The following is a 26,207-nucleotide window of genomic DNA, read 5'->3' on the forward strand; positions in this document are numbered from 1 at the left end:
GCAAGGGCCGCCCGCCCACCACGGGCGGGCGGGCCCCCTCCCGCCTGCGCGGACTCAGCCGAGCACCTCGGCCGCCTCCGGCGAGGAGTCCTTCAGGAACTGGCTGCAGCGCTCGTACTCCTCCTTCTCGCCGATCGCCTGTGCGGCGCGGGCGAGGGCGTGCAGGGCGCGCAGGAAGCCGCGGTTCGGCTCGTGCTCCCAGGGCACCGGGCCGTGGCCCTTCCAGCCGCTGCGGCGCAGGGCATCGAGGCCGCGGTGGTAGCCCGTACGGGCGTACGCGTACGACTCCACGACGCTGCCCCGCTCGAACGCCTCGTCGGCCAGCCGGGCCCAGGCGAGCGAGGACGTCGGGTACTTCGCGGCGACGTCGGCGGGGGAGGTGCCGCCGGCCAGCAGCTCGCGCGGCCCGGGGTCGTCGGGGAGGTGGGTCGGGGGCGGTCCCCCGAGGAGGTTCTCGTGAATGGCCATGGGACAAGTCTGCGGCATGCGCCGGGGTCGGCCGGACGGGTCCGCGGGACGGGTCCGCCGGTGCGTCCGGTTCCGTCGCCGGCCGCGGGTGCGCCGTGGCTGGTCGCGCGGTTCCCCGCGCCCCCGGCGGCATCGGCACGGCCCGGCCCTCGGCCGGAAAGGCACCCGGTGCACCCCGCGCGGCTAGGCGCCGCGCTCCCGCTCCAGCGGCGGCGTCAGCACCGATCCGTGGGTGCGGCACTCGGGGCGGACGCAGTCCGGCGCGGGGCGGCGCACCGTCGCGAAGGCGATGACGGAGCCCGCCACCAGGACGCCCGCGCAGATCAGCATCGCCGGGCCGAACGCGTCGTCGAACGCCGCGGGCGACCGGTAGGCCTCCTCCCCCATGCCGGTGAGCAGCGGCAGCGCGGCGACCGCGACGAGCCCCGCCGCGCGGGCCGCCGCGTTGTTGATGCCGCTGGCCAGACCGGCGCGCGCGGTGTCCACCGCGGCCAGCACGCTCGCCGTCAGCGGCGCGACCAGCGTGACCATGCCGAGGCCGAGCACCAGCAGGGCGGGCAGCACGTCGGCGAGGTAGGAGGCGCCGGGGCCGACCCGCAGCATCAGCAGCATCCCGGCCGCGCACAGCAGCGGACCGGCGGTGAGCTGGAGGCGCGGGCCGAGGCGCTCGGCGAGTTCGCCGGAGCGGGCGGAGAGCAGCAGCATCAGGACGGTGGTCGGCAGCAGGGCGGTGCCGGCGGCCAGCGCGGACCAGCCGACGACGACCTGGAGCTGCAGCGCGGCCAGGAAGAAGAAGCCGCCGAAGGCCGCGTACACGCACAGCGTGACCAGGTTGACCGCCGTGAACTGGCGGGAGGAGAAGACGTCGAGCGGCATCATCGGGTCCTTGCCGCGCCGTTCGACGAGGACGAAGGCCACGGCGGCCACCACCCCGGCCACCGCGCTGACCGCCACCGCCCAGGACGCCGTACGGGCCTCGATCAGCGCGTAGGTGAGCAGCGCGAGGGCCGCCGCGCACAGGGCGGCACCGAGCACGTCGAAGCGGGTGTGGGCGCGCTGGTCCGAGGACTCCGGCACGTGCCGCAGCGCGACCGGCGCGCACAGCAGCGCCAGCGGGACGTTGAGCAGGAACACCCAGCGCCAGCCCGGGCCGTCCACCAGCCAGCCGCCGAGGAACGGCCCCACCGCCGCGCCGACGCCCCCGAACCCCGACCACAGGCCGACGGCGCGGCCCCGGTCGTCGGCGTGGAAGGAGGCCTGGATCAGGGCGAGGGAGCCCGGCGTGAGCAGCGCCCCGCCGACCCCCTGGAGAGCGCGGGCGGCGATCAGCACACCGGCGTTCGGCGCGAGGCCGCACAGCAAGGACGCGGCGGCGAACCACAGCACGCCGAGCACGAAGATCCGGCGGCGGCCGAAGCGGTCGCCGAGGGCGCCGCCGAGCAGGATCAGACCGGCCAGCGTGACCATGTACGCGTTGACGGTCCACTGCAGCGCGGCGAGGTCCGCGCCGAGGTCGCGCCCGATGTGGGGCAGCGCGACGTTGACGACGGTCGAGTCCAGCAGGGCCATGCTGGACCCGAGGACGGTGGTGAGCAGGATCCACTTGCCCTGCGGTGAGGCGAGCCGGACGTCGGGCATGCCCCAGGTATACAGCGAGCCCGGCGCGAAGGGCGCCGGGCTCGTGCGTACGGTCGTGTCGACCGGGAGTTACTTGATCTTCTGGCCCGCCGAACGCAGGTGGCCGCAGGCCTCCACGACGCGCGCGGCCATGCCGGCCTCGGCCAGCTTGCCCCAGGTGCGCGGGTCGTAGGTCTTCTTGTTGCCGACCTCGCCGTCGACCTTGAGGACGCCGTCGTAGTTGCGGAACACGTGGTCGACGACCGGACGCGTGAAGGCGTACTGGGTGTCCGTGTCGATGTTCATCTTGACCACGCCGTTCTCCAGGGCGGTGGCGATCTCCTCGGCGGAGGAGCCGGAGCCGCCGTGGAAGACGAAGTTGAACGGCTTGCTGCCGGCCGGCTGGCCGTACTTCGACGCGATGCCCTCGTTCAGCTCCTTGAGCAGCTCGGGGCGGAGCACGACGTTGCCCGGCTTGTACACCCCGTGCACGTTGCCGAAGGACGCGGCGAGCAGGTAGCGGCCCTTCTCGCCCAGGCCCAGGGCCTCGACGGTGCGGACCGCGTCGTCGACCGTGGTGTAGAGGGAGTCGTTGATCTCGTGGGAGACGCCGTCCTCCTCGCCGCCGGTCGGGGTGATCTCGACCTCAAGGATGATCTTGGCGGCGCGGGCGCGCTCCAGCAGCTCCTGGGCGATGGAGAGGTTGTCGGCCAGGGTCTCGGCCGAGCCGTCCCACATGTGCGACTGGAAGAGCGGGTTGCGGCCCGCCTTCACGCGCTCCTCGGAGACCGCAAGCAGCGGACGGACGTACCCGTCGAGCTTGTCCTTCGGGCAGTGGTCCGTGTGCAGGGCGACGGTGACGTCGTACTTCTCGGCGACGATGTGCGCGAACTCGGCGAGGGCGACGGCGCCGGTCACCATGTCCTTGTTGTGCTGGCCGCCCAGGAACTCGGCGCCGCCGGTGGAGATCTGGACGATGCCGTCGCTCTCCGCCTCCGCGAATCCGCGCAGGGCCGCGTGCAGCGTCTGGGAAGAGGTCACGTTGATGGCGGGGTAGGCGAACTTTCCTGCCTTCGCCCGGTCCAGCATCTCGTTGTAGACCTCGGGAGTTGCGATGGGCATCTGTCCGCTCCTTGTATGTGCGGGTGGGCGTGTTGTTGCTTATGGCCCTGACCTAGGACTGGGGGGCGACGTCATCGTCGGCCCCATCCTTCCAGACCGGACGGGAATACCCGAGCGGACCCCGGCCCCGTCTCGGCCCCCGGTCTCAGTCCAGGCCCAGCTCGTCCTTGTCGTACGCGTACCGGTACGGCACGCCCGCGCCGTCCTGGATCTTCTCGGCGGCGCCGGTCGCCCGGTCCACGATCGTCGCGACCGCGACCACCTCCGCACCCGCCTCGCGCACGGCCTCGACGGCGGTGAGCGGGGAACCGCCGGTCGTGGAGGTGTCCTCGACGACCAGGACGCGGCGGCCCTTGATGTCCGGGCCCTCGACGCGGCGCTGCAGCCCGTGCGCCTTGGCGGCCTTGCGGACGACGAACGCGTCCAGCCTGCGGCCGCGCGCGGCGGCGGCGTGCAGCATGCTCGCGGCGACCGGGTCGGCGCCCATGGTCAGCCCGCCCACCGCGTCGAACTCCAGGTCGGCGGTCAGGTCGAGCAGCACCTGCCCGACCAGCGGCGCGGCCTCGCCGTCCAGGGTGATGCGGCGCAGGTCGACGTAGTAGTCGGCCTCCAGGCCCGAGGAGAGGGTCACCTTGCCGTGCACCACGGCCTTGTCCTTGATCTGCTGCAGCAGCGCGCCGCGTGCGCCTTGCGGCACTGCTTCGTTGACGTCCGTCATGTACGCCAGCTTAAAGGCGCCGCCAGGCCCAGGTCGTCGTGGCCTCCAGCGGCTCCAGGGGCGTGACCAGGCGGGGAAGGGTGTTCAGCCCGTTGGGCGGCCCGGTCTGCGGCTCCACGCAGACGGCGGCCTCCTGCTCGTCGTACACCACGACCCACGGCTCGGGGCTGGTCACCTTCAGCTCCAGCCGCCCCGGCCAGGTCAGCGTGACGTCGACGCCGTCCGGCATGCCGAAGCAGTCGTCCCAGGGGCCGGGCTTCGGCTCGACGCGGTTGCCGGTGGGGAGGTGGTCGTCGCCGCGCTCCTCCTGCCAGGCGGGGTCGAAGGCGATCTGCGCGCCGGCGCCGTCGAGGGTCCGGTTGAACCAGGGGTGCCAGCCGATCTGCGCCGGGAAGGACGACTCGTACGTCTCCACGGACATCGTCAGCGTCAGCGCGTCCTCGCCGAGCCCGATCACCTGCGTGACGCGGCCGGAGTAGGGCCAGGGATCCCCGAGGTCGTAGGTGAGGACGGCCTCGTCCGCGGTGACGCGGGCGGTGCGCCAGGCGGCGTCGCGCGCGGTGCCGTGGATGGCGTGCGGCGGGGAGTTCAGGGGCATCCGGTGGACCGCGGCGCCGTCGCTGAAGCGGCCGTCGCGGATGCGTCCGCACCAGGGGACCATCGGGAAGCAGCCGTAGCGCTCGCCCTGGCGGAGCAGTTCCGTGCCGCCGACGCGGAGCCCGCCGATCCGGCCGCCGTTGCCCGGCAGCACGGTCGCCTCCGCGTCACCCGCGGTCAGCGTGATGGGTTCGTTGCTCACGCCATGACCCTACTGGGGCGATCAAGGGCGCCCCACTCGGTCGCCGCCCCCGCGGCCTGTCGGGGAGCGGTTCGAGGAAGCGGTTCAGCGGCGGCGGCGCAGCGCCCGGCCCACCACGATCGCCGACGCCACGACCAGCGCCGCCGCGGGGGCGGCCCAGCGCAGGGGGGCGCCGACCGCGTTCGCCTGCGGCGCGGGCACGGGGGCGTAGCGGCCGCGCGGCGGGGCGTGGTCCACCTCCTCGGCGCTGCGGCCGATCATCGTGCGGCGCGCGTGCGCGGCCTCGGCGGGAGGCTGGACGGCGGGCTCGGCGCGGGCCTCCTCCGGCGCTCCTCCACCGTCCCCGGAGTCGTGCCCGTCGGTCCCGGCGTCGTGCCCGCTCGCGGCCGCGGTGTCGTCGGTGCCGTCGGTGTCCGCCAGGGACGGCGGGGGGACCTCGGTGTCGGAGACGGAGCCGGGGCGCGCTTCGGGCTCCGCCTCCGGTGCGGGCTCCGGTGCCGCGGCGGGGGGTGCCTGCGCCGCCGTACCGAGGTTCTCCGCGAACCGGGTGAGCAGCCGGGCCGCGGCCGACGTGACCGACTCCGGCGGCAGCTCCGTGACACGCCCGTCCGCCGTGGCCGTCCCGGTGAACGCGAGGGTGCTGCCGCCGTCGGCGTCGTCCACGCGGAGGGTCAGCGCCAGCGTGACCTCGCCGGTGCCACGCGACTCGGTGGCCTCGCCCTCGACGGCGTACGCGCCGTCCTCGGGCCCGGACAGGCGCAGGGACCCGCGGTAGGTGATGGAGTGACTGCCGATGCGCACCTTCAGCCGGCCCGCGACAGGCTCGGCGCCGGCGTCCTGCTGGAGCCCCGGGACCGCCCGGGCGACCCGGAGGGGGTCGGCCAGCACGTCCCTGAGCCGCTCGGCCGGAACCGGAACGAACACCTCATGCTCCATGGCAGCGCAGCCTACCGCTCCCGGCGTGGTCGGCCGGGGTGGTTGGCCGGGGTCATCGCGCCGTCGGGCCGATCGGCCGCCCGCCGGACTCAGTACCGCGGGTGCACCAGCGTGGAGGGCGGCAGCCCGGGGAGCCGGGTGCGCGCCGCGTCGCGGGCGTCCCGGGCCAGGGACTCGGGGGTGAGGGTGTGCGGGCGGGGCGCCGCCGGGCCGAGGCGCAGGGCGGGGGGCGTACGGGCGGCGAGGAGGAAGCCCCAGCCGCGCGGGGCGCGCAGGGCCGCGGTGGTGCGCCCGGGGCCTGCCGCCGAGCCGGGGTGGCGGGCGCCGACGCGGTAGGCGACGGCCGGCAGGCCGGCCGCGCGGAGGGTGGCGTCCACCGTCCAGAAGGCGCGGGGGCGCGCGACCGGCGGGCCCGCGTGGACCGCCAGCCGCCCGTCGGGCGCGAGCACCCGCCGCAGCAGCCCGTAGAACTCCTGCGAGTACAGCTTCGTGCTCGCCGTGGCGGACGGGTCGGGCAGGTCCGAGATCACCACGTCGTACGTCGCGGACGGCGTCGCGCGCAGCCGGTGGAAGGCGTCCCCCGTGACGACGTGGACGCGCGCGTCGCCGTAGGCGTGCTCGTTGAGGGCGGACAGGCCGGGGTCCTGCCGGGCCAGCCGGGCGAGCTGGGGGTCGAGTTCGACGACGTCGAGGCGGCGCACGCCGGGGTGACGCAGGATCTCCCGCGCGGCGAGGCCGTCGCCGCCGCCGAGGACGAGCACGCGCGCGTGGGGGCCGTTCATGGCGGGGAGCACCAGCGCCTCGTGGTAGCGCCGTTCGTCGCCGTCCCGCACCCGCAGCCGGCCGTCGAGAAAGAGGTCGAGGGGCCGCCCGTCGGTGTCGCCGGTGAGGACGACCTCCTGCACGTCGGTCCGCACGGCCACGCGGACGTCCTGGCCGTACACGGCCTGCCGGGCGGCGCGTTCGAAGTCGTCGGCGAGGACGGTCGCCGTGGCGAGCAGGGCGAGGACGACCGCGTTGGCGGTCAGCAGCAGCCAGCGCGACCGGCGGGTCAGGTCCCGCCGGAACAGGCCGAGGACGAGGGCGGCGCCGACGACGGCGTTGACCGTGCCGGTCAGCAGCGCGCCGGTGAGCTGGCCGAGGAAGGGCAGCAGGACGAAGGGGAAGGCGAGGCCGCCGACCAGCGCGCCGACGTAGTCCGCGGCGAACAGGTCGGCGACGGCGCCGCCGGGGTCCTGCCTGCGCACCCGCTGGATCAGCTCCATGAGCAGCGGCACCTCGGCGCCGATCAGCACCCCGATGGCCAGGGAGAAGGTGACCAGCAGGACGCGCGGTCCGTCGCCCCACAGGCCGCCCCAGCCGCCGGTCCAGGCGAAGGCGGCGTACAGCACCATCGCGCTGGAGCCGCCGACGAGGGCGAGGACGGCCTCGAGCGCGCCGAAGCCGGCCGCCGCGAGGCCGCGCAGCCGTTTGGCGGCGAGCGAGCCGAGGCCCATGGCGAAGACCATGACCGACAGGACCACGGACGCCTGGGTGACCGAGTCGCCCATCAGGTACGAGGCGAGCGCGACGAGTTCGAGTTCGTAGACGAGCCCGCAGGCCGCGCACACGAACACGCCCGCCAGCACCAGGAACCGGCCGACGGCCGGACGGACGGGCAGCCGCGCGGGCGCCTCGGGGCCGCGGGGACCGCGGGGGCCGTCCCAGGACGGCGGGGAGCCGGGCGGGGCGGGCGCGTGCGGTTCGATCACGGAGTGACGTTACGTCACACCCTCACTGCGCTTCGTCACCCACACGTGTGAAACTCGGATCCCTTCGGGCATCACGGGTTTATCCGGCCCCCACCCGCTCATGCCGTCGGCCGTCACCCACCCGCTCGGCCGTCGGCCGTGACCCGCCCGCGGTCGGCGGTCGGCGGCCGCCCGTTCACACCGGGGACGGGCTGAGCCGCGAGGTCGGCACGGGCACGCCCACCCGGGTGCGGGTCGCCACCAGGCGGCCCTCCTGCGGGTAGGCGTGCCAGGTCCGCCAGTGCACCTGGCCCTCGTGCCGACGGGCCAGCAGCGCGGTGAAGGCGTGCGGACTGCCCGGGAAGACGCCGGCCAGACCGTGCGGGTGGTCGGAGACGAGGGCGAGCAGCTCCTGGGCGCGGGCGGCGAAGGAGCCCGGCGTCATCACCTCCACGCGGGCGGCGAACTCGTACTCCCAGTCGCCCACCCGCTTGGCCACGCCCAGGGGCAGGGGGGTGCTGCTGCCGGCCAGGCAGGCCACCGTCTCGGAGCAGGTGCCCCGCTCCTCTTCGAGCAGGACCTGGTGGGAGGCGCCGAGGAGTCTCAACTGCAGTTTCGCGCCCGTGAGTTCGATATCGAGACGGGCGAGTGCGGGCAGCGGCTCGCGTCCCAGCGCCCAGGCCAGGTCGGCGGCGCGCGTGTCGGTGTAGGCGGTTGTCAGGGTCGTGAGCATGGATCGGCTCCGCAAGCACACAAGGAGAGGAAGGTGGGGGGCCTGCGCATCCGGGGCGCTGCCGGGGATGCGGCCCGCTCAGCCCAGTCGGCCGGTCAGGAGGGGGGTCAACAGGTCGTCCGAGGAGCTGCGTTGATGAGGGGAAGCGAATCATGAACGATGGCACCGTCACAGCGTTTTTACCCAACTTCGTGGCGTTTCCATCCCTCAGGGGGCTCAACAGCTCAACTGTTCAACCACAGCGCACACCCCGCCCGTACGGAGTGCGCCGGTGCGCGGAAGCGCCCGCCGGGCAGACGGCCCGGCGGGCGCTCCGTGTGGGGACGCGGGGCCCGGTCCCAGGAAGGGGCCCCGTGGCAGGGATGCGGTTCCCCCTGTCGGAGCTCAGCTGCCCCGTGTCAGCTGCCTCCGCCGCATCCGCCGCCGCCCCCTCCCCCGCAGGACGACCCGCCTCCGCAGGACGAGCCGCCGCCGCAGGAAGAACCGTTCCCGCAGGAGTTGCCCGAGTGGTGCCCGTCCGAGGACGAACCGCCCCCGTCACCGACCCACCAGCTGTTGCCGCCGTCCCCGCCCGTGCCCGACCGGCGCGAACTCCTGCCGCCCCTCGGCCGGACGGTGTGCGAACTGCGCCGCGCCCCCATGAACAGCTTGACCAGCAGGGCTGCGACCACGATCAGGATGATGCCTGTGAACACGGCTCCACCCTCCTTCCGTATCCGGGCCCGCGCCCGGAAGTCCCCCGAAGCAATCCCCCGTCGGATGCCTCGCCGCGTGTCGATCACGTCGTGAAGCTCTTCGCGTCCAGCTCTTCGCTTGCGGCTCTTCGCGACCAGCTCGTTGCGTCCAGCTCGTTGCGTGAACGGGAGATGCCCTTCGCCGCCACGGCCCAAAGCAGAGTTGAGGAAGTCCAGAGCTTCGGCGCAGGATGACCGCCATGACCTCGATGAGCTCCAGCGCCCGTCCCCTCCTGAACCGCCGGCTCGCGGAGTTCGGGACGACGATCTTCGCCGAGATGTCCGCCCTGGCGGTGCGGACCGGCGCCATCAACCTCGGTCAGGGTTTCCCCGACACCGAGGGCCCGGAGGAGATCCGCGAGGCCGCCGTGAGGGCGCTGCGCGACGGGCGCGGCAACCAGTACCCGCCGGGCCCCGGAGTGCCCGAGCTGCGCGCCGCGGTCACCGACCACCAGCGCCGCCGCTACGGCCTGTCCTACGACCCCGACACGGAGGTCCTGGTCACCGCGGGCGCCACGGAGGCCATCGCCGCCGCCCTGCTGGCCCTGCTGGAGCCCGGTGACGAGGTCGTCGCGCTGGAGCCGTACTACGACTCGTACGCGGCCTGCATCGCGATGGCGGGCGGTACGCGGGTGCCCGTCACCCTGCGCCCGCACGAGGGAGCGTTCCGGCTGGACCTGGACGAGCTGCGCGACGCGGTCACCGACCGCACCCGTCTGCTGCTGCTGAACACCCCGCACAACCCGACCGGCACGGTCCTCACCCGCCAGGAGCTGACGGCGATCGCCGAGCTGGCGGTGGAGCGGGACCTGCTGGTGGTGACGGACGAGGTGTACGAGCACCTGGTCTTCGACGCCGCCGAGCACATCCCGCTGGCGTCCTTCCCGGGGATGCGGGAGCGCACGGTGACCATCGGTTCGGCGGGCAAGACGTTCTCCTTCACCGGCTGGAAGGTCGGCTGGGTGACCGCCGCTCCCGCCCTGGTCACGGCGGTCCGCTCGGCCAAGCAGTACCTGACGTACGTGGCCTCGGGCCCCTTCCAGTACGCCGTCGCCGAGGCCCTGGCGCTGCCGGAGTCGTACTTCGCCGCCTACCGGCAGGACATGGTCGCCAAGCGGGACCTGCTGGCGGCGGGGCTGGCCCGGGCGGGTTTCGGCGTGTACCGGCCCGCCGGGACGTACTTCGTCACCACCGACATCCGTCCGCTGGGCGAGAGCGACGGCTTCGCCTTCTGCCGTTCGCTGCCCGAGCGGGCCGGTGTCGTAGCCGTCCCCAACGCGGTCTTCTACGACCACCGCGAGGAGGGCGCGCCCTTCGTGCGCTTCGCGTTCTGCAAGCGGCCCGAGGTGCTGGAGGAAGCGGTGCGGCGGCTGGAGACGCTGGCGGGGTGAGCCCGCGCGGACGACGAGAGCCCGGCGCCCCGCGACTGCGGGGGGCCGGGCTCTCCTCGGTGCGGCCGCGAGGGCGGACTACTCGCCGTCCTCGTCGGTCGGCTTCTCCGACTCGTTGACTTCCTGCTCCAGGCCGAGCTGCTCCACGAGCCACCGGTCGAACTCGATGGCGGCCCGCACCCAGCTGACCGTCGAGGAGACGAAGTGCTCCAGGCTGACGCCCATGCCGATCAGCATCTGCGCCTCGCCGATCAGGCGGACCGTGCCGTCGTCGTGGGTGTGGGAGTACACCTTGGGCCACAGGGTGCGCCGGTTCCAGTCGTCGACCGACTCGAGCAGCTGCGGCTTCTCGTCGATCTGGTGGGGCCGGTCGTAGAACGTCCGCACCGAGAAGACCTGCTGGTCGCCCTCGCCGCGGAACATGAAGTACGTGCGGAACTGCTCCCACGGCGCCGCGAGGTCGCCCTCGTCGTCGACGACGTACTTCAGCTCCATCTGTTCGAGGAGCTGCTTCACAAGATCCTGATCCGGGACGACGGGGCCCGCCGGTCCTTGGGGCTGCGGCTCGGGCTGCTTGCCCCCGAAGTTCGGAATCGAGGACGGGTCGATGCTCACCGTGAATTTCCCTTCGTACGGATCTGGCCATCCTCCACCATGCGGGGAGGGGCCTGGCAAGCCGCCGGGCGCCTGTCAGCCCTGGGCTGACTCGATCCGGACGGTCGAGTACCCGCCGAGGGCCCCGGCAACCCGACGGGCGGGTCGCCGGGGCGTCCGGTCACAGCGTCTTTCCGGTGGCCGGTCCCACGATCAGGTCGTCGCCGAAGCGGTCCACGCGGACCGTGTCGCCGTCCTTGATCTCGCCGGAGAGGATCTCCCGGGCGAGCCGGTCGCCGATCGCGGTCTGCACGAGGCGGCGCAGGGGGCGGGCGCCGTAGGCCGGGTCCATGCCCTCGACGGCCAGCCAGGCCAGGGCGTCGTCGGTGACGTCCAGGGTGAGGCGGCGCTCGGCGAGCCGCCGGGCGAGCGCCTCGATCTGGAGCCGCGCGATCCGGCTCAGCTCGTCCTTGCTCAGGGCCGAGAAGACCACGAGGTCGTCGAGCCGGTTGAGGAACTCCGGCTTGAACGACGCCCGGACCACCTCCAGGACCTGCTCCTTCTTCTCCGCCTCCCCGGTCAGCGGGTCGACCAGGTACTGGCTGCCCAGGTTGGAGGTGAGCACCAGGATGGTGTTGCGGAAGTCGACGGTGCGGCCCTGTCCGTCGGTGAGACGGCCGTCGTCCAGCACCTGGAGCAGGATGTCGAAGACCTCGGGGTGCGCCTTCTCCACCTCGTCGAGGAGCACGACGGTGTACGGCCGGCGCCGCACCGCCTCGGTGAGCTGGCCGCCCTCCTCGTAGCCGACGTACCCGGGCGGGGCGCCGACCAGCCGCGCGACGCTGTGCTTCTCGCTGTACTCCGACATGTCGATGCGGACCATCGCCCGCTCGTCGTCGAAGAGGAAGTCGGCGAGTGCCTTGGCCAGCTCGGTCTTGCCCACACCGGTCGGACCGAGGAAGAGGAACGACCCGGTGGGCCGGTCGGGGTCGGCGATCCCGGCGCGGGAGCGGCGCACGGCGTCGGAGACGGCCCGTACGGCCTCGGTCTGCCCGATCAGCCGCCTGCCCAGCTCGTCCTCCATGCGCAGCAGCTTCTGCGTCTCGCCCTCCAGGAGGCGCCCGGCGGGGATGCCGGTCCAGGAGGCGACGACGTCCGCGATGTCGTCGGCGCCGACCTCCTCCTTGACCATGGTGTCCCTTGCCACCTCCTCCTCGGCCTCGGAGGCGGCCTCCAGATCCCGCTCCAGGGTGGGGATCTCGCCGTACAGCAGCTTGCTGGCGGTGTCGAAGTCGCCGTCGCGCTGGGCGCGTTCGGCCTGGCCGCGCAGCTCGTCGAGCTTCTCCTTCAGCTCGCCGACCCGGTTGAGGGACTGCTTCTCCTTGTCCCAGCGGGCGTTGAGGCCGCGCAGCTCCTCCTCCTTGTCGGCGAGGTCGCGCCGCAGCCGCTCCAGACGCTCCAGCGAGGCGGCGTCGGTCTCCTTGCCGATCGCCAGCTCCTCCATCTTCAGCCGGTCGACGGCGCGCTGGAGTTCGTCGATCTCGACGGGCGAGGAGTCGATCTCCATGCGCAGCCGCGAGGCGGCCTCGTCGACGAGGTCGATGGCCTTGTCGGGCAGGAACCGGGAGGTGATGTACCGGTCGGAGAGACTCGCGGCGGCCACCAGCGCGCTGTCCGCGATCTGCACCTTGTGGTGGGCCTCGTAGCGGCCCTTGAGGCCGCGCAGGATCGCGATGGAGTCCTCGACGGACGGCTCGGCGACCAGCACCTGCTGGAAGCGCCGCTCCAGGGCGGGGTCCTTCTCGATCCGCTCCCGGTACTCGTCGAGCGTGGTCGCGCCCACCATGCGCAGCTCACCGCGGGCCAGCATCGGCTTGAGCATGTTCCCGGCGTCCATGGCGGAGTCCCCGCCGGCGCCGGCCCCGACGACGGTGTGCAGCTCGTCGATGAAGGTGACGACCTGGCCGTCGGAGTCCTTGATCTCGGCGAGCACGGTCTTCAGCCGCTCCTCGAACTCGCCGCGGTACTTGGCGCCGGCGACCATGGCGCCGAGGTCCAGCGCCACCAGCCGCTTGTCCTTCAGCGACTCGGGCACGTCCCCCTTGACGATCCGCTGGGCGAGTCCCTCGACCACGGCGGTCTTGCCGACGCCGGGCTCGCCGATGAGGACGGGGTTGTTCTTGGTCCGCCGGCTGAGCACCTGGACCACCCGCCGGATCTCCTGGTCGCGCCCGATGACGGGGTCGAGCTTGCCGTCCCGGGCCGCGGCGGTGAGGTCGGTGCCGAACTTCTCCAGGGCCTTGTACTGGCCCTCGGGGTCGGGAGTGGTCACCCGGCGCCCTCCCCTCGCCTTGCGGAAGGCCTCCTGCAGCTTCTTCGCACTCGCTCCCTGCCCCTCCAGTACCTCACCGGCCGCGCCGCCCTTCGCGGCGATGCCGAGGAGCAGGTGCTCGGTGGAGAGGTACTCGTCCCCGAGTTCCTTGGCGCGGGCCTGGGCGTCGGCGACCACGGCGAGCATCTCACGGCTGGGCTGCGGGGGCGCGACGGTGGACCCCGTCACGCTGGGCAGCCCGGCGACGATGCGCTCGGCGCCGGAGCGCACGGCGGCGAGGTCGGCCTCGACGGCGGCCAGCAGGTCGGTGATGTTCTCGTTGTCCTGCCCCTGGAGCAGTGCGAGGAGCAGGTGGGCGGGGGTGAGGTCGGCGTTCCCCTCGGTCACGGCCCGGTTGCTGGCCGCGTTGATCGCGTCCCGGCTCCGGTTGGTCAGCTCGGCGTCCACGTTCTTGCTCTCCTCCTCGCGTCGGCCGTCGGCGGTCCGGCCTGTCTCCGGTCTCCCTGTGCTGCCTCTTAAAGCCTACACAAAGTTGAGTCTATTCCACTCAAGGGGAGCCGGACGCGTGTTCCCGGAGCCGGGTTCGCCGGGACGGCACGGGAGAACGGTGTACCCACCGGGGCCGGTGCGCATCGCACGAGGGCCTTTTCGGCCACGCCGCGGGCCGGCGGGTGTCGCGAGATGTCCGCACATGCGACAGCGGCGTCACCGTGTTCAGGTCACGGTGACGCCGCTGCCGGGGGGAAGCACCTGAGCGATTTGTTACGACGGGGGAATCGCGTCAGGCACTGCGGGGGGTGGCCGAGATGGACCGCACTTCGGGACTCTCCGGCTGATCGAGCCGGTGGTCCCGCTGGTCCAGGTTCACAAAGATCATTCCGTACCGGATGGCACACCGCACGGGTTGCGGCGCCCCCCGAGGCCGCCGCAGACACCGGTACGCCCGCACGTCGCCGTCCTCGTCCAGCGTGACGACGACCGGCTCGCCGAAGACGGTCACCATCAGGGAGTCCCCGGCGTGCGGGATCGCGGTGACCAGGTCGATGAAGTGCCAGCCGGAGCGGTAGGCGGTGGCCATCTCCCGCCGGAAGGAGCGGTCGTCAGGTGGAGTAGTCATGTCACGACCAAATGGTGTCACTCGTAGTGGCTTCGGCGTTCGCACTGACGGACGCAGCGGGCACCGCCGCCACTGACTCCACGCTACTCACTCGTCCTTCACCCTGCGCGGTACCGAGGCCATTCAGAGCCCCGAAGGCCACGACGGCGGAGAAGGCGGCGACAAGCACCGAGCGAAGCATTCTCTTTGACATAGTCGGCTTCGTCCTCATTTAAAGGTCCCCTCTTCCCCCGTCGGATAAGACGATGGCTCATTCAGGCACGTCATGGCCACACAATCGGTGCATCATGTTCCTGCATGTTCAGGACCCTGGGGGGTGGAGATTTGACAACGAATCGGACCAACGGGACACATCCCCATACCCTTGCTGAACTGTGCAGGGAAGGAGGGCGTCTGTACGCGAACGCCCTGCGTACCGGATACATCACCCGCGCCGACGCGCAACCCGCGCCGTGCCTCGTGGAGTTGGCCCTCCTGCATCCCGACCCCGACGATGCCGACCTGCTGCGTCCGGTGTCCCCCGCGGTCGCCCTGGCCCAGCGTCTCAATCCGATCGAGCGGGAGATCGCCGAACGCAGGCGGGCATCCGTCGAGCTGGCCGAAGCCCTGGAGCCGTTCATGGCCCTCAGTGCGCAAGGCGTGACCTCCACCCACTCGATCACCGTGCTGGAGGGCCTCGACCGCATCAACGCCGCCCTCGACCTGGCGACGAACCAGTGCACGAACGAGGTCCTGAGCATCCAGCCCAGCGCACGCCATCCGGAGCGGAGGGTCATCGAGGGTCTGGAGCGCGACAGGACCCTGACCGAGCGCGGAGTGCGGATCCGGACGCTGTACCAGCACACAGCACGCTACAGTCCCGAGCGGCTCGCCTACGTGGACCGCTTCTCCAGCGGCAAGGCCGAGTACCGCACCATCGACGAACTGGTGGAACGCCTGATCATCTGCGACGAGACCGTGGCGTTCATTCCCGTCCGCGACGATCGACAGGTGGCTCTGGAGATCCGCCACCCGGGCCTGGTGGGTTACCTGATCAAGGTGTTCGAGTTCATCTGGAGCCGAGCGGTCCCGCTCACCGCCGGCGCCCCCTACGAGACGGCCCCCGACGGCCTCACCGACATCCAGCACTCCATAGCCAAGCTCCTCGTGGAGGGCCACGTCGACGAGGCCATCGCCCGGCGCCTCGGCATGAACGTACGCACCTGCCGGGCGCACATCGCCAAGCTGGCGACGGCACTGGGCAGCGGCAGCCGCGCCCAACTCGGTTACCTCATAGCCCAGTCTGGGATCCTTGAACAGGGGAACCAGAATCCGGGAGGGGAGGCCCACCGATGACGGGCGGGACGCACGAGCACCGCGGCGACGAACTGTGCGAGACGGGGCTCGCTCTCTACGCCCGTGCTCTGCGTGAGAGCCACGTGAGCAGTGACGAGGTGTCGACCGCTCCGTGCCTGGTCGACCTCGGCTTCCTGCACCCCGCCGTCGACGACCTGGAGCGACTGGAACCCGTCCCGCCCACGGTGGCGCTGCAACGCCTCCTCCGCTCCTCCGAGGACCGCATCGCCGACGAGAGACGCCGCGGCCAGCGCATGGCCGACGCCTTCGAGCCCCTCATCCGCATGGGCGGCCGTGACCTCGCCCACGAGGACACCCCGGCGCTCAGGATCCTGAGCAGCAAGAGACGCACGGGACAGGCCATCGAGGAGGCGATGGCCGAGGGCACGCAGGAGCTCCTCGCGATCCAGCCGCACGACGCACACGTCACCAAGCGCCCCGACATCCTCGAAGGCGCCCTGAAACGGGACCAGGCCTTCCTCGACCGCGGCGCCCGCATCCGGGCCCTGTACCAGCACACCATGCGCCACGCCCCCTACGCGCGCGCCCGCTACGAGCAGTTGACCGGCGACGTGGAGGCCCGCACCCTCGACGAGATCACCGAACGCCTGATCGTCGTCGACCGTGCCGTCGCCTTCATCCCCGCCAGCGCCGACCGCTCGCTCGCCCTGGAAGTGCGCCACCCCGCCCTCATCGCCTACTTCGTCAACACCTTCGACCGCCTGTGGCGCCTCGCCACTCCCATGTATCCCCAGGCCGTCCACCAGCCCACCCTCAACGGCATCCCTCCCCGCCAGCGCGCCATAGCCGCCCTCCTCATCGAGGGTTACACCGATTCGGACATCGCCGACCGCCTCGGCATGAACGTGCGCACCGCCCGGGTCCACATCGCCAAGCTCGCCGCCACCCTCGGCAGCGAGAGCCGGGCTCAGCTCGGGTACCTCATCGGGCGGTCGGGGATTCTCGACCGGGAAGGATGACGGGGGCCGGGGCGCTGCGGGGGGAGCCGTCCAGGCCGGCCTGGGCGATGCGCACGCCCAGCTGGGTGCGGCTGGTCGCGCCCAGGGTCTCCGAGAGGCGCGCGATGTGCGCGCGGGCCGTGCGGACGCTGATGCCGAGGCGCTCCGCGATCACCGCGTCCTGGTGGCCCTCGGCGAGGAGCGCCGCGATGGACTGCTCGCGATGGGAGATGCCCTCGATGCCGGTGTCGGGCAGGGGCGCCGTCAACGGGATCGCCAGGCGCCACAGCCGCTCGAAGACCGTGACCAGGTAGGCGATCAGGGCCGGGTGACGCAGTTCGAGGGCCACCGTGCGGTCGGTGTTGGCGGGGATGAAGGCGACCGTGCGGTCGAAGAGGATGAGGCGGTCGATGACCTCGTCCAGGGTGCGGGCCTCCACCGCGTCACCCATCAGCTCCAGGTAGTTGAGCAGACCCTGCCCGTGCCGGGCCACGTGCGTGTACAGGTCCCGCATCCGCACCCCGCGCCCGCGCAGCGCCAGCGCCCGGTGCAGCCCCTCCGACAGCTCGTGCTCGCGCCGGATGCCGCCGGGCTGCACGGTGAGCACCTCCGTCGTGCAGGCCGCCGTCGCCTCGTCCATCGCGGCCTGGATACGGGACAGCCCGTCGAGGACCCGGATCGCCGTGCTCTCCGGGCCGGCCGGGGCCTGGAACAGCCGGCCGAGGCTCGCGTACCACTCGAAGGCCTCCACGGCCGAGCCCACTCGCCGCTGACTGGCGCTGACCTCGTCGTGGACCCCGCGCAGCAGCCGTGTCATGACCTCCTGCGGGGAGGTCGGCACCAGCCAGTCCATGTCGTCGGGGTCGGGGTGCAGCAGGGCCAGTTCGAGGAGGCAGGGAACCGGCTCGGCGTCCCGGCGACGCACCCGGCCGCGCCGTACGGCCCGGGAGTACACGCGGTCGCCGGTCGCGCACAGCCGGTCGGCCCCGTGCGGGTGCTCCTGAGCCCCGTGCCCGGTCATCGCCCATCCCACCCCCGGTTCCGGCTCCTCCGCAGCGCAACTATGCGCGGCTCGCACCGGCCACCGCAACACGGGTCCGCGCGCAGCGGAACGCGCGGGGCGCCGGTCGCGACCGAAATGTCCGGGCCGGAGAACCGGGGCGACACGAGGACCGCTACAGCCCCGCCTCCTTGCACGCGGCCTCGAACTTGGCGGTGCAGATGTCGGTGACCTTGTAGAAGCCCTCCGCGAGCACCGTGTCCTCGATGTTGTCCTTGGTGAGGGCGACGACGGGCACGAGCTGGGCGGGGATGCCCTTGTGGGTGGGGCTGTCGACCTTGTCGCGGGCGAGCGCCTCGAACTGGATGTCGCGGCCCTGGACCCGCGCCACGGCCATCTCCGCGGCGTTCTCCGCCTCCTGCGGGTAGGACTTGTACACGCTCATGTACTGCTCGCCGGTGACGATGCGCTGCACCGCCGCGAGCTCCGCGTCCTGGCCGGTGATCGGGGGCAGGTCGGTGACGCCCGCGTCCTCCAGGGCCTTGATGATGCCGCCGGCCATGCCGTCGTTGGCGGAGTAGACGCCCGCGATGTTCTTCTTGCCGATCTTCCCGATCGCCTCGGTCATGTTCGCCTCGGCGTTCTCCGGCTTCCAGTCCTTGGTGTCGAAGGACTGGGCGATCGTCAGCTTGCCGTTCAGCTCGGACAGCGCGCCCGCCTTGAACTGCTTCGCGTTCGGGTCGGTGGACGAGCCGTTCATCATGACGATCTTGTCGGAGCTGCTCGGGTCGCCGCCGAGCGCCTCGATGAGCGAGCGGCCCTGGACCTCGCCGACCAGCTCGTTGTCGAAGGAGATGTAGGCGTCGATCGGGCCCTCGGCCAGCCGGTCGTAGGCGATGACGGGGATGCCGGCGTCCTTGGCCTTCTGGACGCTGTCCCCGATGGCGTGCGCGTCGACCGCGTCCAGCACGATCACGTCGACCTCTTCGTCGACCATCTGCTGCATCTGCTGGGCCTGCTTGGCGGCGCTGGCCTCGGCGTTGGCGTACTTGACGTTGCCCTCGTCGCGCGTGAGGTCACCGACCTTCGCCTTGAAGAAGGGGTAGTCGAACTGCTCGTAGCGCGTGTTCTCCTTCTCCGGGAGAAGCAACCCGACGGTGATGTCGTTGCCCTTGGTCGGGCTCGCGTCGTCGCTGCCCCCCGACGCGCCCAGCACGCCGCAGGAGGCCAGCGGGAACGTCAGCAGGGACGCGGCCACGGATATGGCGATACGACGGGCACGGCTACTCACTGCGCTTTGCCTTCCGACACACGGGTGTGGGTGGTGAACCGGGGGCCGGGGGCGACTCGGGTGGCCCCGGCGACCCTTGGTGAAGGAAGCCAACGCTGTCTTCACCAAATCGTCAAGAAGTACTAGACCAATGAGACAGCACCGTTGCGAACAAGCCCCGGAGGACGGGTGGGTCCTCCGGGGCTCGCCGTGCCGTTTCCGTTGCGCCGCCTGCCGGTCCGGTCAGTCCGGGGACTGCCCGTGGCGCTTGGGCCGCCAGACCACCAACGCGCTGGTCTGCTGTACCTCTTGGTAAGGGACCAGGTCACGGCGGTACGACGCGTGTACCGCGGCCTCGCGCTGACGCATCGCGGTGGCCGCGCCGTCGAGTGCGTCGGCCAGCTCGGCGGCCCGGGCCTGGAGCGCGGCGACCTGGTTCTCCAGTTCGATGATGCGCTTGATTCCGGCCAGGTTGATGCCTTCGTCCTGCGACAACTGCTGGACCTGACGGAGCAGTTCGATGTCACGGGCCGAGTACCGACGGCCGCGGCCCGCGGTGCGGTCCGGGGAGACCAGGCCGAGGCGGTCGTACTGGCGCAGGGTCTGCGGGTGCAGTCCGGAGAGCTGGGCCGCCACCGAGATGACGTAGACCGGGGTGTCCTCGGTCAGTTCGTACGGATTGCGTCGCCGACCGTCCATTCCCGTCAAGCTCCCTTCGCGGCCTGGAACAACTCCGCCCGCGGATCCTCGTCCGCGGTCGCCTCGCGATACGCCTCCAGCGCGTCACGAGCCTTCCCCGTCAGGTCCTTCGGAACACTCACCTCCACGGTGACCAGAAGGTCGCCGCGGGTGCCGTCCTTGCGTACCGCGCCCTTGCCCCGCGCCCGCATCGTACGACCGCCCGGCGTACCGGCCGGCAGCTTCAGCGTGACGGGCGGCCCGCCCAGGGTGGGGACCCGGATCTCACCGCCGAGGGCCGCCTCGGTGTAGGTGACCGGGACGGTGACGGTGAGGTTGTCGCCCCGGCGTCCGAAGACCGGGTGCTCCTTGACGTGCACGACCACGTACAGGTCGCCCGCCGGGCCGCCCCGCTCGCCGGGCGTGCCCTTGCCGCGCAGCCGGATGCGCTGCCCGTCCGACACCCCGGCGGGGATACGGACCTGCATCGTCCGCGAGGACTTGGCGCGCCCGGAGCCCTTGCACACGTCGCAGGGGTCCTCGGCGATCAGGCCGCGGCCCTTGCAGTCCGGGCACGGGTCGGTCAGCGAGAAGCCGCCGCCCGAGCCCCGCGCGACCTGCCCGGTGCCGACGCAGGTCGGGCACACGCGCGGCGTGCCGTTCTTGTCGCCGGTGCCCGAACAGGCCTTGCAGGGCGCCTGCGAGGACATCCGCAGCGGCACGGTCGCGCCCTCGATGGCCTCGGTGAAGCTGAGGGTGACCTCGGACTCGATGTCCTGCCCGCGCCGCGGCTGGGTGCGGGTGCCGCCGCCCGGTGAGCCGCCGGTGCGGTTGAACAGGCCGCCGAAGACGTCCCCGAGGCCGCCGCCGAAGCCGCCGGCGCCCTGGCCCCCGCCCTGGGCGCCGCCTCCGAAGAGGTCGCCCAGGTCGAAGTTGAAGGTGCCGCCGCCGCCCGCGCCCGGCCCCGGACGGAAGCCTCCGTTGCCGAAGAGGGAGCGGGCCTCGTCGTACTCCTTGCGCTTCTTGGGGTCACCGAGGATGTCGTTGGCCTCGGAGATCTCCTTGAAGCGCTCCTCCGCCTTGACGTTTCCCTTGTTGGCGTCCGGGTGGTTCTCGCGGGCGAGCTTCCGGTACGCCTTCTTGATCTCGGCCTCGGTGGCGTCCTTGGGGACGCCGAGAACCTTGTAGTAGTCCTTCTCGATGAAGTCCTTCGTGCTCATCCCCGACGTCCCTCCTCTCGCGCCTTACCCGTCGTCACCTCGAGCTCAGCCCTCGTCCGGGCCACCGCTCTCCTTGTTCCCGGCGGACCCGGCGGTCCCGGAGCCTCCGGGGTTCCCGGCGCCGTCCTCCGGGCCGGAGGCGTCCTGCGCGTCGGTGGCGTCCTCGGCCGGCTTGACCGTCTGGGCGCCCGGCTGGGGCTCGGCGACCGCCACCCGCGCGGGGCGGATGGTGCGTTCGCCGATCCGGTACCCGGGCTGCAGGATCGCCACGCAGGTCGTCTCGGTGACGTCCGGTGCGTAGGAGTGCATCAGGGCCTCGTGGATCGTCGGGTCGAAGGGCTCGCCCTCCTTGCCGAACTGCTGGAGGCCCAGCTTGGCGACCGTGGTCTCCAGCGACTCCGCGACGGACTTGAAGCCGCCGACCAGCTCGCCGTGCTCCCGGGCGCGCCCGACGTCGTCGAGCACGGGAAGCAGCTCGGACAGGAGGTTCGCGACGGCGACCTCCTTGACCGCGACGCGGTCCCGCTCCACCCGGCGGCGGTAGTTCTGGTACTCGGCCTGGAGCCGCTGGAGGTCCGCCGTGCGCTCGTTCAGCGCGGTGCGCACCTGGTCCAGCTGGGCCACCAGGCCCGCGTTCTCGCTCGCGTCCCCGGCCGGGGCCGCCCCCTCTTCGGAGGCGGCCTTCGGCTCGGCGTCGTCAGGGGTGGCGCCGGAGGGGACGTCGGGCTTCTCGTCGAAACCCGGGGTCTCCTCCGTCACGCGGCACCGTCCTTGCGCTCGTCGTCCACGATCTCGGCGTCGACGACGTCGTCGTCGGCCTTGTCACCGGAGGCGGCACCCGCGTCGGCGCCCGGGGCCTCGCCGCCGGCGGCCTGCGCGGCCTGGGCGTCGGCGTACATGGCCTGGCCCAGCTTCTGCGAGACGGCGGCGACCTTCTCGGTGGCGGTGCGGATCTCGGCGGTGTCCTCGCCCTTGAGCTTCTCCTTCAGCTCGGCGACGGCGGACTCGACCTCGGTCTTCACCTCGCCGGGGACCTTGTCCTCGTTGTCCTTGAGGAACTTCTCCGTCTGGTAGACGAGCTGCTCGCCCTGGTTGCGGGACTCGGCGGCCTCGCGGCGGGCGTGGTCCTCCTCCGCGTACTTCTCCGCCTCCTGGCGCATGCGGTCGACCTCGTCCTTCGGCAGCGAGGAGCCGCCGGTGACGGTCATCTTCTGCTCCTTGCCCGTGCCCAGGTCCTTCGCGGTCACGTGCATGATGCCGTTGGCGTCGATGTCGAAGGCGACCTCGATCTGCGGCACGCCGCGGGGCGCCGGCGGCAGACCGGTCAGCTCGAACATCCCGAGCTTCTTGTTGTACGCCGCGATCTCGCGCTCGCCCTGGTAGACCTGGATCTGCACGGAGGGCTGGTTGTCCTCGGCGGTGGTGAAGATCTCCGAGCGCTTGGTCGGGATCGTCGTGTTCCGCTCGATCAGCTTGGTCATGATGCCGCCCTTGGTCTCGATGCCGAGGGACAGCGGGGTGACGTCGAGCAGCAGGACGTCCTTGACCTCACCCTTGAGGACACCGGCCTGCAGGGCGGCGCCGATGGCGACGACCTCGTCCGGGTTGACGCCCTTGTTGGCGTCCTTGCCGCCGGTCAGCTCCTTGACGAGCTCCGCGACGGCGGGCATGCGGGTGGAGCCACCGACGAGAACGACGTGGTCGATCTCGGACAGCTGGATGCCGGCGTCCTTGATGACGTTGTGGAACGGCGTCTTGCAGCGCTCCAGCAGGTCGGAGGTCAGCTGCTGGAACTGGGCCCGGGTGAGCTTCTCGTCCAGGTGCAGCGGGCCCTCGGCGGACGCCGTGATGTAGGGCAGGTTGATCGTCGTCTCGGTGGACGAGGACAGCTCGATCTTGGCCTTCTCGGCGGCCTCGCGCAGACGCTGGAGGGCCATCTTGTCCTTGGCCAGGTCCACGCCGTGGCCGGACTGGAACTGCTTGACCAGGTAGTCGACGACGCGCTGGTCCCAGTCGTCACCACCGAGGTTGTTGTCACCGTTGGTGGCCTTCACCTCGACGACACCGTCGCCGATCTCCAGCAGCGAGACGTCGAACGTACCGCCACCGAGGTCGAAGACCAGGATGACCTGCTCGTCCTTGTCCAGGCCGTACGCCAGCGCGGCGGCGGTCGGCTCGTTGACGATGCGCAGGACGTTGAGGCCCGCGATCTCACCGGCCTCCTTGGTGGCCTGGCGCTCGGCGTCGTTGAAGTACGCCGGGACGGTGATGACCGCGTCGGTCACCTTCTCGCCCAGGTAGGACTCGGCGTCCCGCTTCAGCTTCTGCAGCACGAAGGCGCTGATCTGCTGCGGGTTGAAGTCCTTGCCGTCCAGGTTGACCTTCCAGTCGGTGCCCATGTGGCGCTTGACCGAGCGGATGGTCCTGTCGACGTTCGTGACCGCCTGGCGCTTGGCCACCTCGCCGACGAGCACCTCGCCGTTCTTGGCGAAGGCGACGACGGACGGCGTGGTCCTGGCGCCCTCGGCGTTGGTGATGACGGTGGGCTCGCCGCCCTCCAGAACGCTGACGACGGAGTTAGTCGTGCCCAGGTCGATGCCGACCGCACGTGCCATGGTGAATAACCTCCAGCTGACTTGAGTGGAACAGGCTCAAGTGTGCATGACGCCCGGCGATGGGTCAACAGACGTGAGCCGGGCAGGCTCAACTCTTATCCGTTCCTTACACGCAACAGCGTTCTGACCTGCGCTTTCCCGGCACACCCGGCCTGACGAACCGGAAAAAACGCCACGCGGAAGAGGCGTCGCCCGGGGCTCCGGTTGCCCCGTGAGGCGGCGCCGACTCCCCCCGCGCCCGGCGGACGGCGACCCCGGGCGGTGAGCGGACCCGCGCGCGCCGCCCGGCTCACCCGGACGTACGGGGCCGGCGGGGTCAGGGTTGCCTCAGCGACGCAGATCACCGCACGTCCGACTACAGTGCGGCGGAGGATGGGGGTAGTCTCAGACGGACTGAATAAGTTACCGCTTAGTAATACCGCCCCCTCGTAACCTCGCAGGCCCGAGGAGCCCCCAAATGCAACTCGCCGCGATCATCGTGTCGCTGGTCCTGATCGTGGTCGGCGTCGCACTGTTCGGCCGCGCCGTCCTGCAGATCTTCAACTACATGCGGCTGGGCCAGCCGGTGCCGGCCGGAACGCGGACCAACGACCCCGTGGACCGCACCGTCACCGTGGTCAGGGAGTTCCTCGGCCACACCCGGATGAACCGCTGGGGCATCGTCGGGGTGGCGCACTGGTTCGTCGCGGTGGGCTTCTTCTCCCTGCTGCTGACCATCGTCAACGCCGTCGGCCAGCTCTTCGAGGCCGACTGGATCCTGCCGGTCATCGGCGACTGGGCGCCGTACAACGTCTTCGTCGAGTTCATCGGCACGATGACGGTGCTCGGCATCCTGGTCCTGATCGCGATCCGCCAGGTGAGCAAGCCGAACCGGCCGGGCCGCAAGTCCCGCTTCGCCGGCTCCAACTTCGGCCAGGCGTACTTCGTCGAGGCCGTCATCCTCATCGTCGGCGTCTGCATCTTCATGCTGCACGCGCTGGAGGGCGCCCTCCACCACGTGGACGGCTACGAGGCGTCGTTCTTCATCTCGTACCCGGTCGTCTCCGCGCTGCGGGACGCGGACCTCGGCACGCTGCAGAACCTCGTCTACTTCTTCGCCGGCCTGAAGATCGCTACCTCCTTCATCTGGATGATCACGGTCGCGCTGAAGACCGACATGGGCGTGGCCTGGCACCGCTTCCTGGCCTTCCCGAACATCTGGTTCAAGCGGGACGCGAAGGGCGGCACCTCGCTCGGCGCGCTGCTCCCGATGACCTCGGGCGGCAAGCCGATCGACTTCACCGACCCCGGCGACGACGACGTCTTCGGCGTCTCCCAGGTCGAGCAGTTCTCCTGGAAGGGCCTGCTGGACTTCTCCACCTGCACCGAGTGCGGCCGCTGCCAGTCGCAGTGCCCCGCCTGGAACACCGGCAAGCCGCTCTCCCCCAAGCTCCTGATCATGTCCCTGCGCGACCACGCGCACGCCAAGGCCCCCTACCTGCTGGCCGGCGGCGGCAAGACGATGGAGGGCGAGGAGAAGGCGAGCGAGGAGCAGCTCGCCGGTGTCCCGGCGGCCGCTCTGGCCGAGGCCGAGCGCCCGCTGATCGGCACCCTCGAAGAGAACGGCGTCATCGACCCGGACGTCCTGTGGTCCTGCACCACCTGCGGCGCCTGCGTCGAGCAGTGCCCCGTCGACATCGAGCACGTCGACCACATCGTCGACATGCGTCGCTACCAGGTCATGATCGAGTCCGCGTTCCCGTCCGAGGCGGGCACGATGCTCAAGAACCTGGAGAAGAAGGGCAACCCCTGGGGCCTGGCCAAGAAGCAGCGCCTGGAATGGCTCAAGGAGCTGGACTTCGAGGTCCCGGTCGTCGGCAAGGACATCGAGGACCTCACCGAGGTCGAGTACCTCTACTGGGTCGGCTGCGCCGGCGCCCTGGAGGACCGCGCCAAGAAGACCACCAAGGCCTTCGCCGAGCTGCTGCACATCGCGGGCGTCAAGTTCGCGATCATGGGCGGCGACGAGAAGTGCACCGGTGACTCCGCCCGCCGCCTCGGCAACGAGCCCCTGTTCCAGGAGCTCGGCATGGAGAACGTCATGTCCCTCAACGCCGCCTTCGGCGAGGAGATGGACGACGACGGCAAGGTGACGCCCGAGTCGGCGAAGCCCAGGTCGGCGAAGAAGATCGTCGCCACCTGCCCGCACTGCCTCAACACCCTCGGCAACGAGTACCCGCAGCTCGGCGGCGACTACGAGGTCATCCACCACACCCAGCTGCTCCAGCACCTCGTCGACGAGGGCAAGCTGCTCCCGGTCACCCCGGTCGAGGGCATCATCACCTACCACGACCCCTGCTACCTGGGCCGGCACAACAAGATCTACACGCCCCCGCGCGAGATCATCGCCGCCGTCCCGGGCGTCCGCAACGAGGAGATGCACCGCCACAAGGAGCGCGGCTTCTGCTGCGGCGCCGGCGGCGCGCGGATGTGGATGGAGGAGCGGATCGGCAAGCGCATCAACAACGAGCGCGTCGACGAGGCCCTCTCCGTCAACCCCGACATCGTCTCCACCGCCTGCCCGTTCTGCCTCGTCATGCTGACCGACTCGGTCAACGGCAAGAAGAACGAGGGCAAGGCCAAGGAGTCCATCCAGGTCGTCGACGTCGCCCAGCTCCTGCTGGACTCCGTCAAGACCCCGGCCGACCCGGCCGGCGAACCCGAGCCGGAGAACGAGCCGACGCCGGAGCCGGTGAAGTAGCCGCCCGCGTCCGCCTCCTGCGCCGACACCCCCGAGTCCCGAGCGGACCCGGGGGTGTCGCCGTATCCCGAACGCGTGCATCATGAACCGGTCGTTGTC

23 protein-coding genes are annotated in these 26,207 nt (G+C 71.4%); 4 read left to right on the plus strand and 19 right to left on the minus strand.

Features of this window, described 5'->3' with window-relative positions:
• Positions 1–54: 54 nt before the first annotated feature.
• The 9 genes from ACIBCJ_RS10350 to ACIBCJ_RS10390 form a co-directional block, all read right to left on the minus strand.
• Positions 55–468 carry a DUF3151 domain-containing protein gene (locus ACIBCJ_RS10350; protein ID WP_064728996.1) on the minus strand — a complete coding sequence of 138 codons (414 nt, stop codon included), beginning with the start codon at positions 466–468 and terminating at the stop codon, positions 55–57.
• A 183-nt stretch (positions 469–651) separates the two neighbouring features.
• Positions 652–2,106 carry an MFS transporter gene (locus tag ACIBCJ_RS10355; protein WP_362504729.1) on the minus strand — a complete coding sequence of 485 codons (1,455 nt, stop codon included), beginning with the start codon at positions 2,104–2,106 and terminating at the stop codon, positions 652–654.
• Between the two features lie 69 nt (positions 2,107–2,175).
• On the minus strand, positions 2,176–3,207 hold the full coding sequence (fbaA, locus tag ACIBCJ_RS10360) for a class II fructose-bisphosphate aldolase (protein ID WP_362099736.1): 1,032 nt from the start codon (positions 3,205–3,207) through the stop codon (positions 2,176–2,178).
• Positions 3,208–3,352: 145 nt separating this feature from the next.
• Positions 3,353–3,925 carry an orotate phosphoribosyltransferase gene (gene pyrE, locus ACIBCJ_RS10365; protein WP_362099733.1) on the minus strand — a complete coding sequence of 191 codons (573 nt, stop codon included), beginning with the start codon at positions 3,923–3,925 and terminating at the stop codon, positions 3,353–3,355.
• A gap of 10 nt (positions 3,926–3,935) precedes the next feature.
• Positions 3,936–4,724: an aldose 1-epimerase gene (locus tag ACIBCJ_RS10370; protein WP_365979392.1), complete on the minus strand. Its 789-nt coding sequence runs from the start codon at positions 4,722–4,724 to the stop codon at positions 3,936–3,938.
• 84 nt (positions 4,725–4,808) lie between these two features.
• Positions 4,809–5,660 carry an SRPBCC domain-containing protein gene (locus tag ACIBCJ_RS10375; protein ID WP_365979393.1) on the minus strand — a complete coding sequence of 284 codons (852 nt, stop codon included), beginning with the start codon at positions 5,658–5,660 and terminating at the stop codon, positions 4,809–4,811.
• 89 nt (positions 5,661–5,749) lie between these two features.
• The gene (locus tag ACIBCJ_RS10380) at positions 5,750–7,411 is read right to left on the minus strand and encodes a polyamine aminopropyltransferase (RefSeq protein WP_365979394.1); all 1,662 of its coding nucleotides are present in this window, start codon (positions 7,409–7,411) and stop codon (positions 5,750–5,752) included.
• 175 nt (positions 7,412–7,586) lie between these two features.
• Entirely contained in the window at positions 7,587–8,123 is a 537-nt protein-coding gene (locus tag ACIBCJ_RS10385) for a DUF2617 family protein (RefSeq protein ID WP_362099721.1), read from the minus strand.
• Positions 8,124–8,521: 398 nt separating this feature from the next.
• Positions 8,522–8,818, minus strand: a complete 297-nt coding sequence (locus ACIBCJ_RS10390; protein ID WP_365979395.1) for a hypothetical protein — start codon at positions 8,816–8,818, stop codon at positions 8,522–8,524.
• Positions 8,819–9,057: 239 nt separating this feature from the next.
• Between ACIBCJ_RS10390 and ACIBCJ_RS10395 the strand changes: the two genes are divergently transcribed.
• Entirely contained in the window at positions 9,058–10,248 is a 1,191-nt protein-coding gene (locus tag ACIBCJ_RS10395; RefSeq protein WP_362099715.1) for a pyridoxal phosphate-dependent aminotransferase, read from the plus strand.
• A 78-nt stretch (positions 10,249–10,326) separates the two neighbouring features.
• Here ACIBCJ_RS10395 and ACIBCJ_RS10400 read toward each other — a convergent pair whose 3' ends face one another.
• From ACIBCJ_RS10400 to ACIBCJ_RS10415, 4 genes are all read right to left on the minus strand, one after another.
• Positions 10,327–10,863 carry a YbjN domain-containing protein gene (locus ACIBCJ_RS10400; protein ID WP_133888695.1) on the minus strand — a complete coding sequence of 179 codons (537 nt, stop codon included), beginning with the start codon at positions 10,861–10,863 and terminating at the stop codon, positions 10,327–10,329.
• A 160-nt stretch (positions 10,864–11,023) separates the two neighbouring features.
• A complete protein-coding gene (clpB, locus tag ACIBCJ_RS10405) occupies positions 11,024–13,621 on the minus strand; it encodes an ATP-dependent chaperone ClpB (RefSeq protein ID WP_362099711.1) in 2,598 nt (865 codons plus the stop codon).
• Between the two features lie 334 nt (positions 13,622–13,955).
• Positions 13,956–14,291 carry a hypothetical protein gene (locus tag ACIBCJ_RS10410; RefSeq protein WP_133888697.1) on the minus strand — a complete coding sequence of 112 codons (336 nt, stop codon included), beginning with the start codon at positions 14,289–14,291 and terminating at the stop codon, positions 13,956–13,958.
• 1 nt (position 14,292) lies between these two features.
• Complete coding sequence (locus tag ACIBCJ_RS10415) at positions 14,293–14,472, minus strand: hypothetical protein (RefSeq protein WP_362099917.1); 180 nt, start codon at positions 14,470–14,472, stop codon at positions 14,293–14,295.
• Between the two features lie 116 nt (positions 14,473–14,588).
• On the opposite strand from ACIBCJ_RS10415, the gene ACIBCJ_RS10420 reads away from it, so the two are divergent.
• Both ACIBCJ_RS10420 and ACIBCJ_RS10425 read left to right on the plus strand, forming a co-directional pair.
• Positions 14,589–15,626, plus strand: coding sequence for a helix-turn-helix transcriptional regulator (locus ACIBCJ_RS10420; RefSeq protein ID WP_365979396.1), 1,038 nt, complete (start codon positions 14,589–14,591; stop codon positions 15,624–15,626).
• On the plus strand, positions 15,623–16,606 hold the full coding sequence (locus ACIBCJ_RS10425; RefSeq protein WP_362099704.1) for a LuxR C-terminal-related transcriptional regulator: 984 nt from the start codon (positions 15,623–15,625) through the stop codon (positions 16,604–16,606). Before ACIBCJ_RS10420 ends, ACIBCJ_RS10425 begins: the two co-directional genes overlap by 4 nt.
• Here the strand turns inward: ACIBCJ_RS10425 and ACIBCJ_RS10430 are convergent.
• The 6 genes from ACIBCJ_RS10430 to dnaK form a co-directional block, all read right to left on the minus strand.
• Complete coding sequence (locus ACIBCJ_RS10430) at positions 16,569–17,606, minus strand: helix-turn-helix transcriptional regulator (RefSeq protein WP_362099700.1); 1,038 nt, start codon at positions 17,604–17,606, stop codon at positions 16,569–16,571. The genes ACIBCJ_RS10425 and ACIBCJ_RS10430 overlap by 38 nt on opposite strands.
• Positions 17,607–17,760: 154 nt before the next feature.
• A complete protein-coding gene (locus tag ACIBCJ_RS10435) occupies positions 17,761–18,876 on the minus strand; it encodes a substrate-binding domain-containing protein (protein ID WP_362099697.1) in 1,116 nt (371 codons plus the stop codon).
• A gap of 222 nt (positions 18,877–19,098) precedes the next feature.
• Complete coding sequence (locus ACIBCJ_RS10440) at positions 19,099–19,554, minus strand: heat shock protein transcriptional repressor HspR (RefSeq protein ID WP_133888702.1); 456 nt, start codon at positions 19,552–19,554, stop codon at positions 19,099–19,101.
• A gap of 5 nt (positions 19,555–19,559) precedes the next feature.
• The gene (gene dnaJ, locus ACIBCJ_RS10445; RefSeq protein ID WP_362099693.1) at positions 19,560–20,753 is read right to left on the minus strand and encodes a molecular chaperone DnaJ; all 1,194 of its coding nucleotides are present in this window, start codon (positions 20,751–20,753) and stop codon (positions 19,560–19,562) included.
• Positions 20,754–20,798: 45 nt separating this feature from the next.
• Complete coding sequence (gene grpE / locus ACIBCJ_RS10450) at positions 20,799–21,512, minus strand: nucleotide exchange factor GrpE (protein ID WP_362099690.1); 714 nt, start codon at positions 21,510–21,512, stop codon at positions 20,799–20,801.
• On the minus strand, positions 21,509–23,368 hold the full coding sequence (gene dnaK / locus ACIBCJ_RS10455; RefSeq protein WP_362099687.1) for a molecular chaperone DnaK: 1,860 nt from the start codon (positions 23,366–23,368) through the stop codon (positions 21,509–21,511). Before dnaK ends, grpE begins: the two co-directional genes overlap by 4 nt.
• Positions 23,369–23,825: 457 nt before the next feature.
• Between dnaK and ACIBCJ_RS10460 the strand changes: the two genes are divergently transcribed.
• Entirely contained in the window at positions 23,826–26,108 is a 2,283-nt protein-coding gene (locus tag ACIBCJ_RS10460) for a (Fe-S)-binding protein (RefSeq protein WP_365979397.1), read from the plus strand.
• Positions 26,109–26,207: the final 99 nt, after the last annotated feature.

This window comes from Streptomyces sp. NPDC051136, assembly GCF_044455745.1.
Taxonomy (GTDB): domain Bacteria; phylum Actinomycetota; class Actinomycetes; order Streptomycetales; family Streptomycetaceae; genus Streptomyces.

Bases quoted from the DNA above. Each gene is read 5' to 3' on its own strand.
- ACIBCJ_RS10350 (WP_064728996.1), bottom strand. From the start codon at position 468: ATGGCCATTCACGAGAACCTCCTCGGGGGACCGCCCCCGACCCACCTC.
- ACIBCJ_RS10355 (WP_362504729.1), bottom strand. From the start codon at position 2,106: ATGCCCGACGTCCGGCTCGCCTCACCGCAGGGCAAGTGGATCCTGCTC.
- fbaA (WP_362099736.1), bottom strand. From the start codon at position 3,207: ATGCCCATCGCAACTCCCGAGGTCTACAACGAGATGCTGGACCGGGCG.
- pyrE (WP_362099733.1), bottom strand. From the start codon at position 3,925: ATGACGGACGTCAACGAAGCAGTGCCGCAAGGCGCACGCGGCGCGCTG.
- ACIBCJ_RS10375 (WP_365979393.1), bottom strand. From the start codon at position 5,660: ATGGAGCATGAGGTGTTCGTTCCGGTTCCGGCCGAGCGGCTCAGGGAC.
- ACIBCJ_RS10385 (WP_362099721.1), bottom strand. From the start codon at position 8,123: ATGCTCACGACCCTGACAACCGCCTACACCGACACGCGCGCCGCCGAC.
- ACIBCJ_RS10395 (WP_362099715.1), top strand. From the start codon at position 9,058: ATGACCTCGATGAGCTCCAGCGCCCGTCCCCTCCTGAACCGCCGGCTC.
- ACIBCJ_RS10410 (WP_133888697.1), bottom strand. From the start codon at position 14,291: ATGACTACTCCACCTGACGACCGCTCCTTCCGGCGGGAGATGGCCACC.
- ACIBCJ_RS10415 (WP_362099917.1), bottom strand. From the start codon at position 14,472: ATGCTTCGCTCGGTGCTTGTCGCCGCCTTCTCCGCCGTCGTGGCCTTC.
- ACIBCJ_RS10420 (WP_365979396.1), top strand. From the start codon at position 14,589: ATGTTCAGGACCCTGGGGGGTGGAGATTTGACAACGAATCGGACCAAC.
- ACIBCJ_RS10425 (WP_362099704.1), top strand. From the start codon at position 15,623: ATGACGGGCGGGACGCACGAGCACCGCGGCGACGAACTGTGCGAGACG.
- ACIBCJ_RS10430 (WP_362099700.1), bottom strand. From the start codon at position 17,606: ATGACCGGGCACGGGGCTCAGGAGCACCCGCACGGGGCCGACCGGCTG.
- ACIBCJ_RS10440 (WP_133888702.1), bottom strand. From the start codon at position 19,554: ATGGACGGTCGGCGACGCAATCCGTACGAACTGACCGAGGACACCCCG.
- dnaJ (WP_362099693.1), bottom strand. From the start codon at position 20,753: ATGAGCACGAAGGACTTCATCGAGAAGGACTACTACAAGGTTCTCGGC.
- dnaK (WP_362099687.1), bottom strand. From the start codon at position 23,368: ATGGCACGTGCGGTCGGCATCGACCTGGGCACGACTAACTCCGTCGTC.
- ACIBCJ_RS10460 (WP_365979397.1), top strand. From the start codon at position 23,826: ATGCAACTCGCCGCGATCATCGTGTCGCTGGTCCTGATCGTGGTCGGC.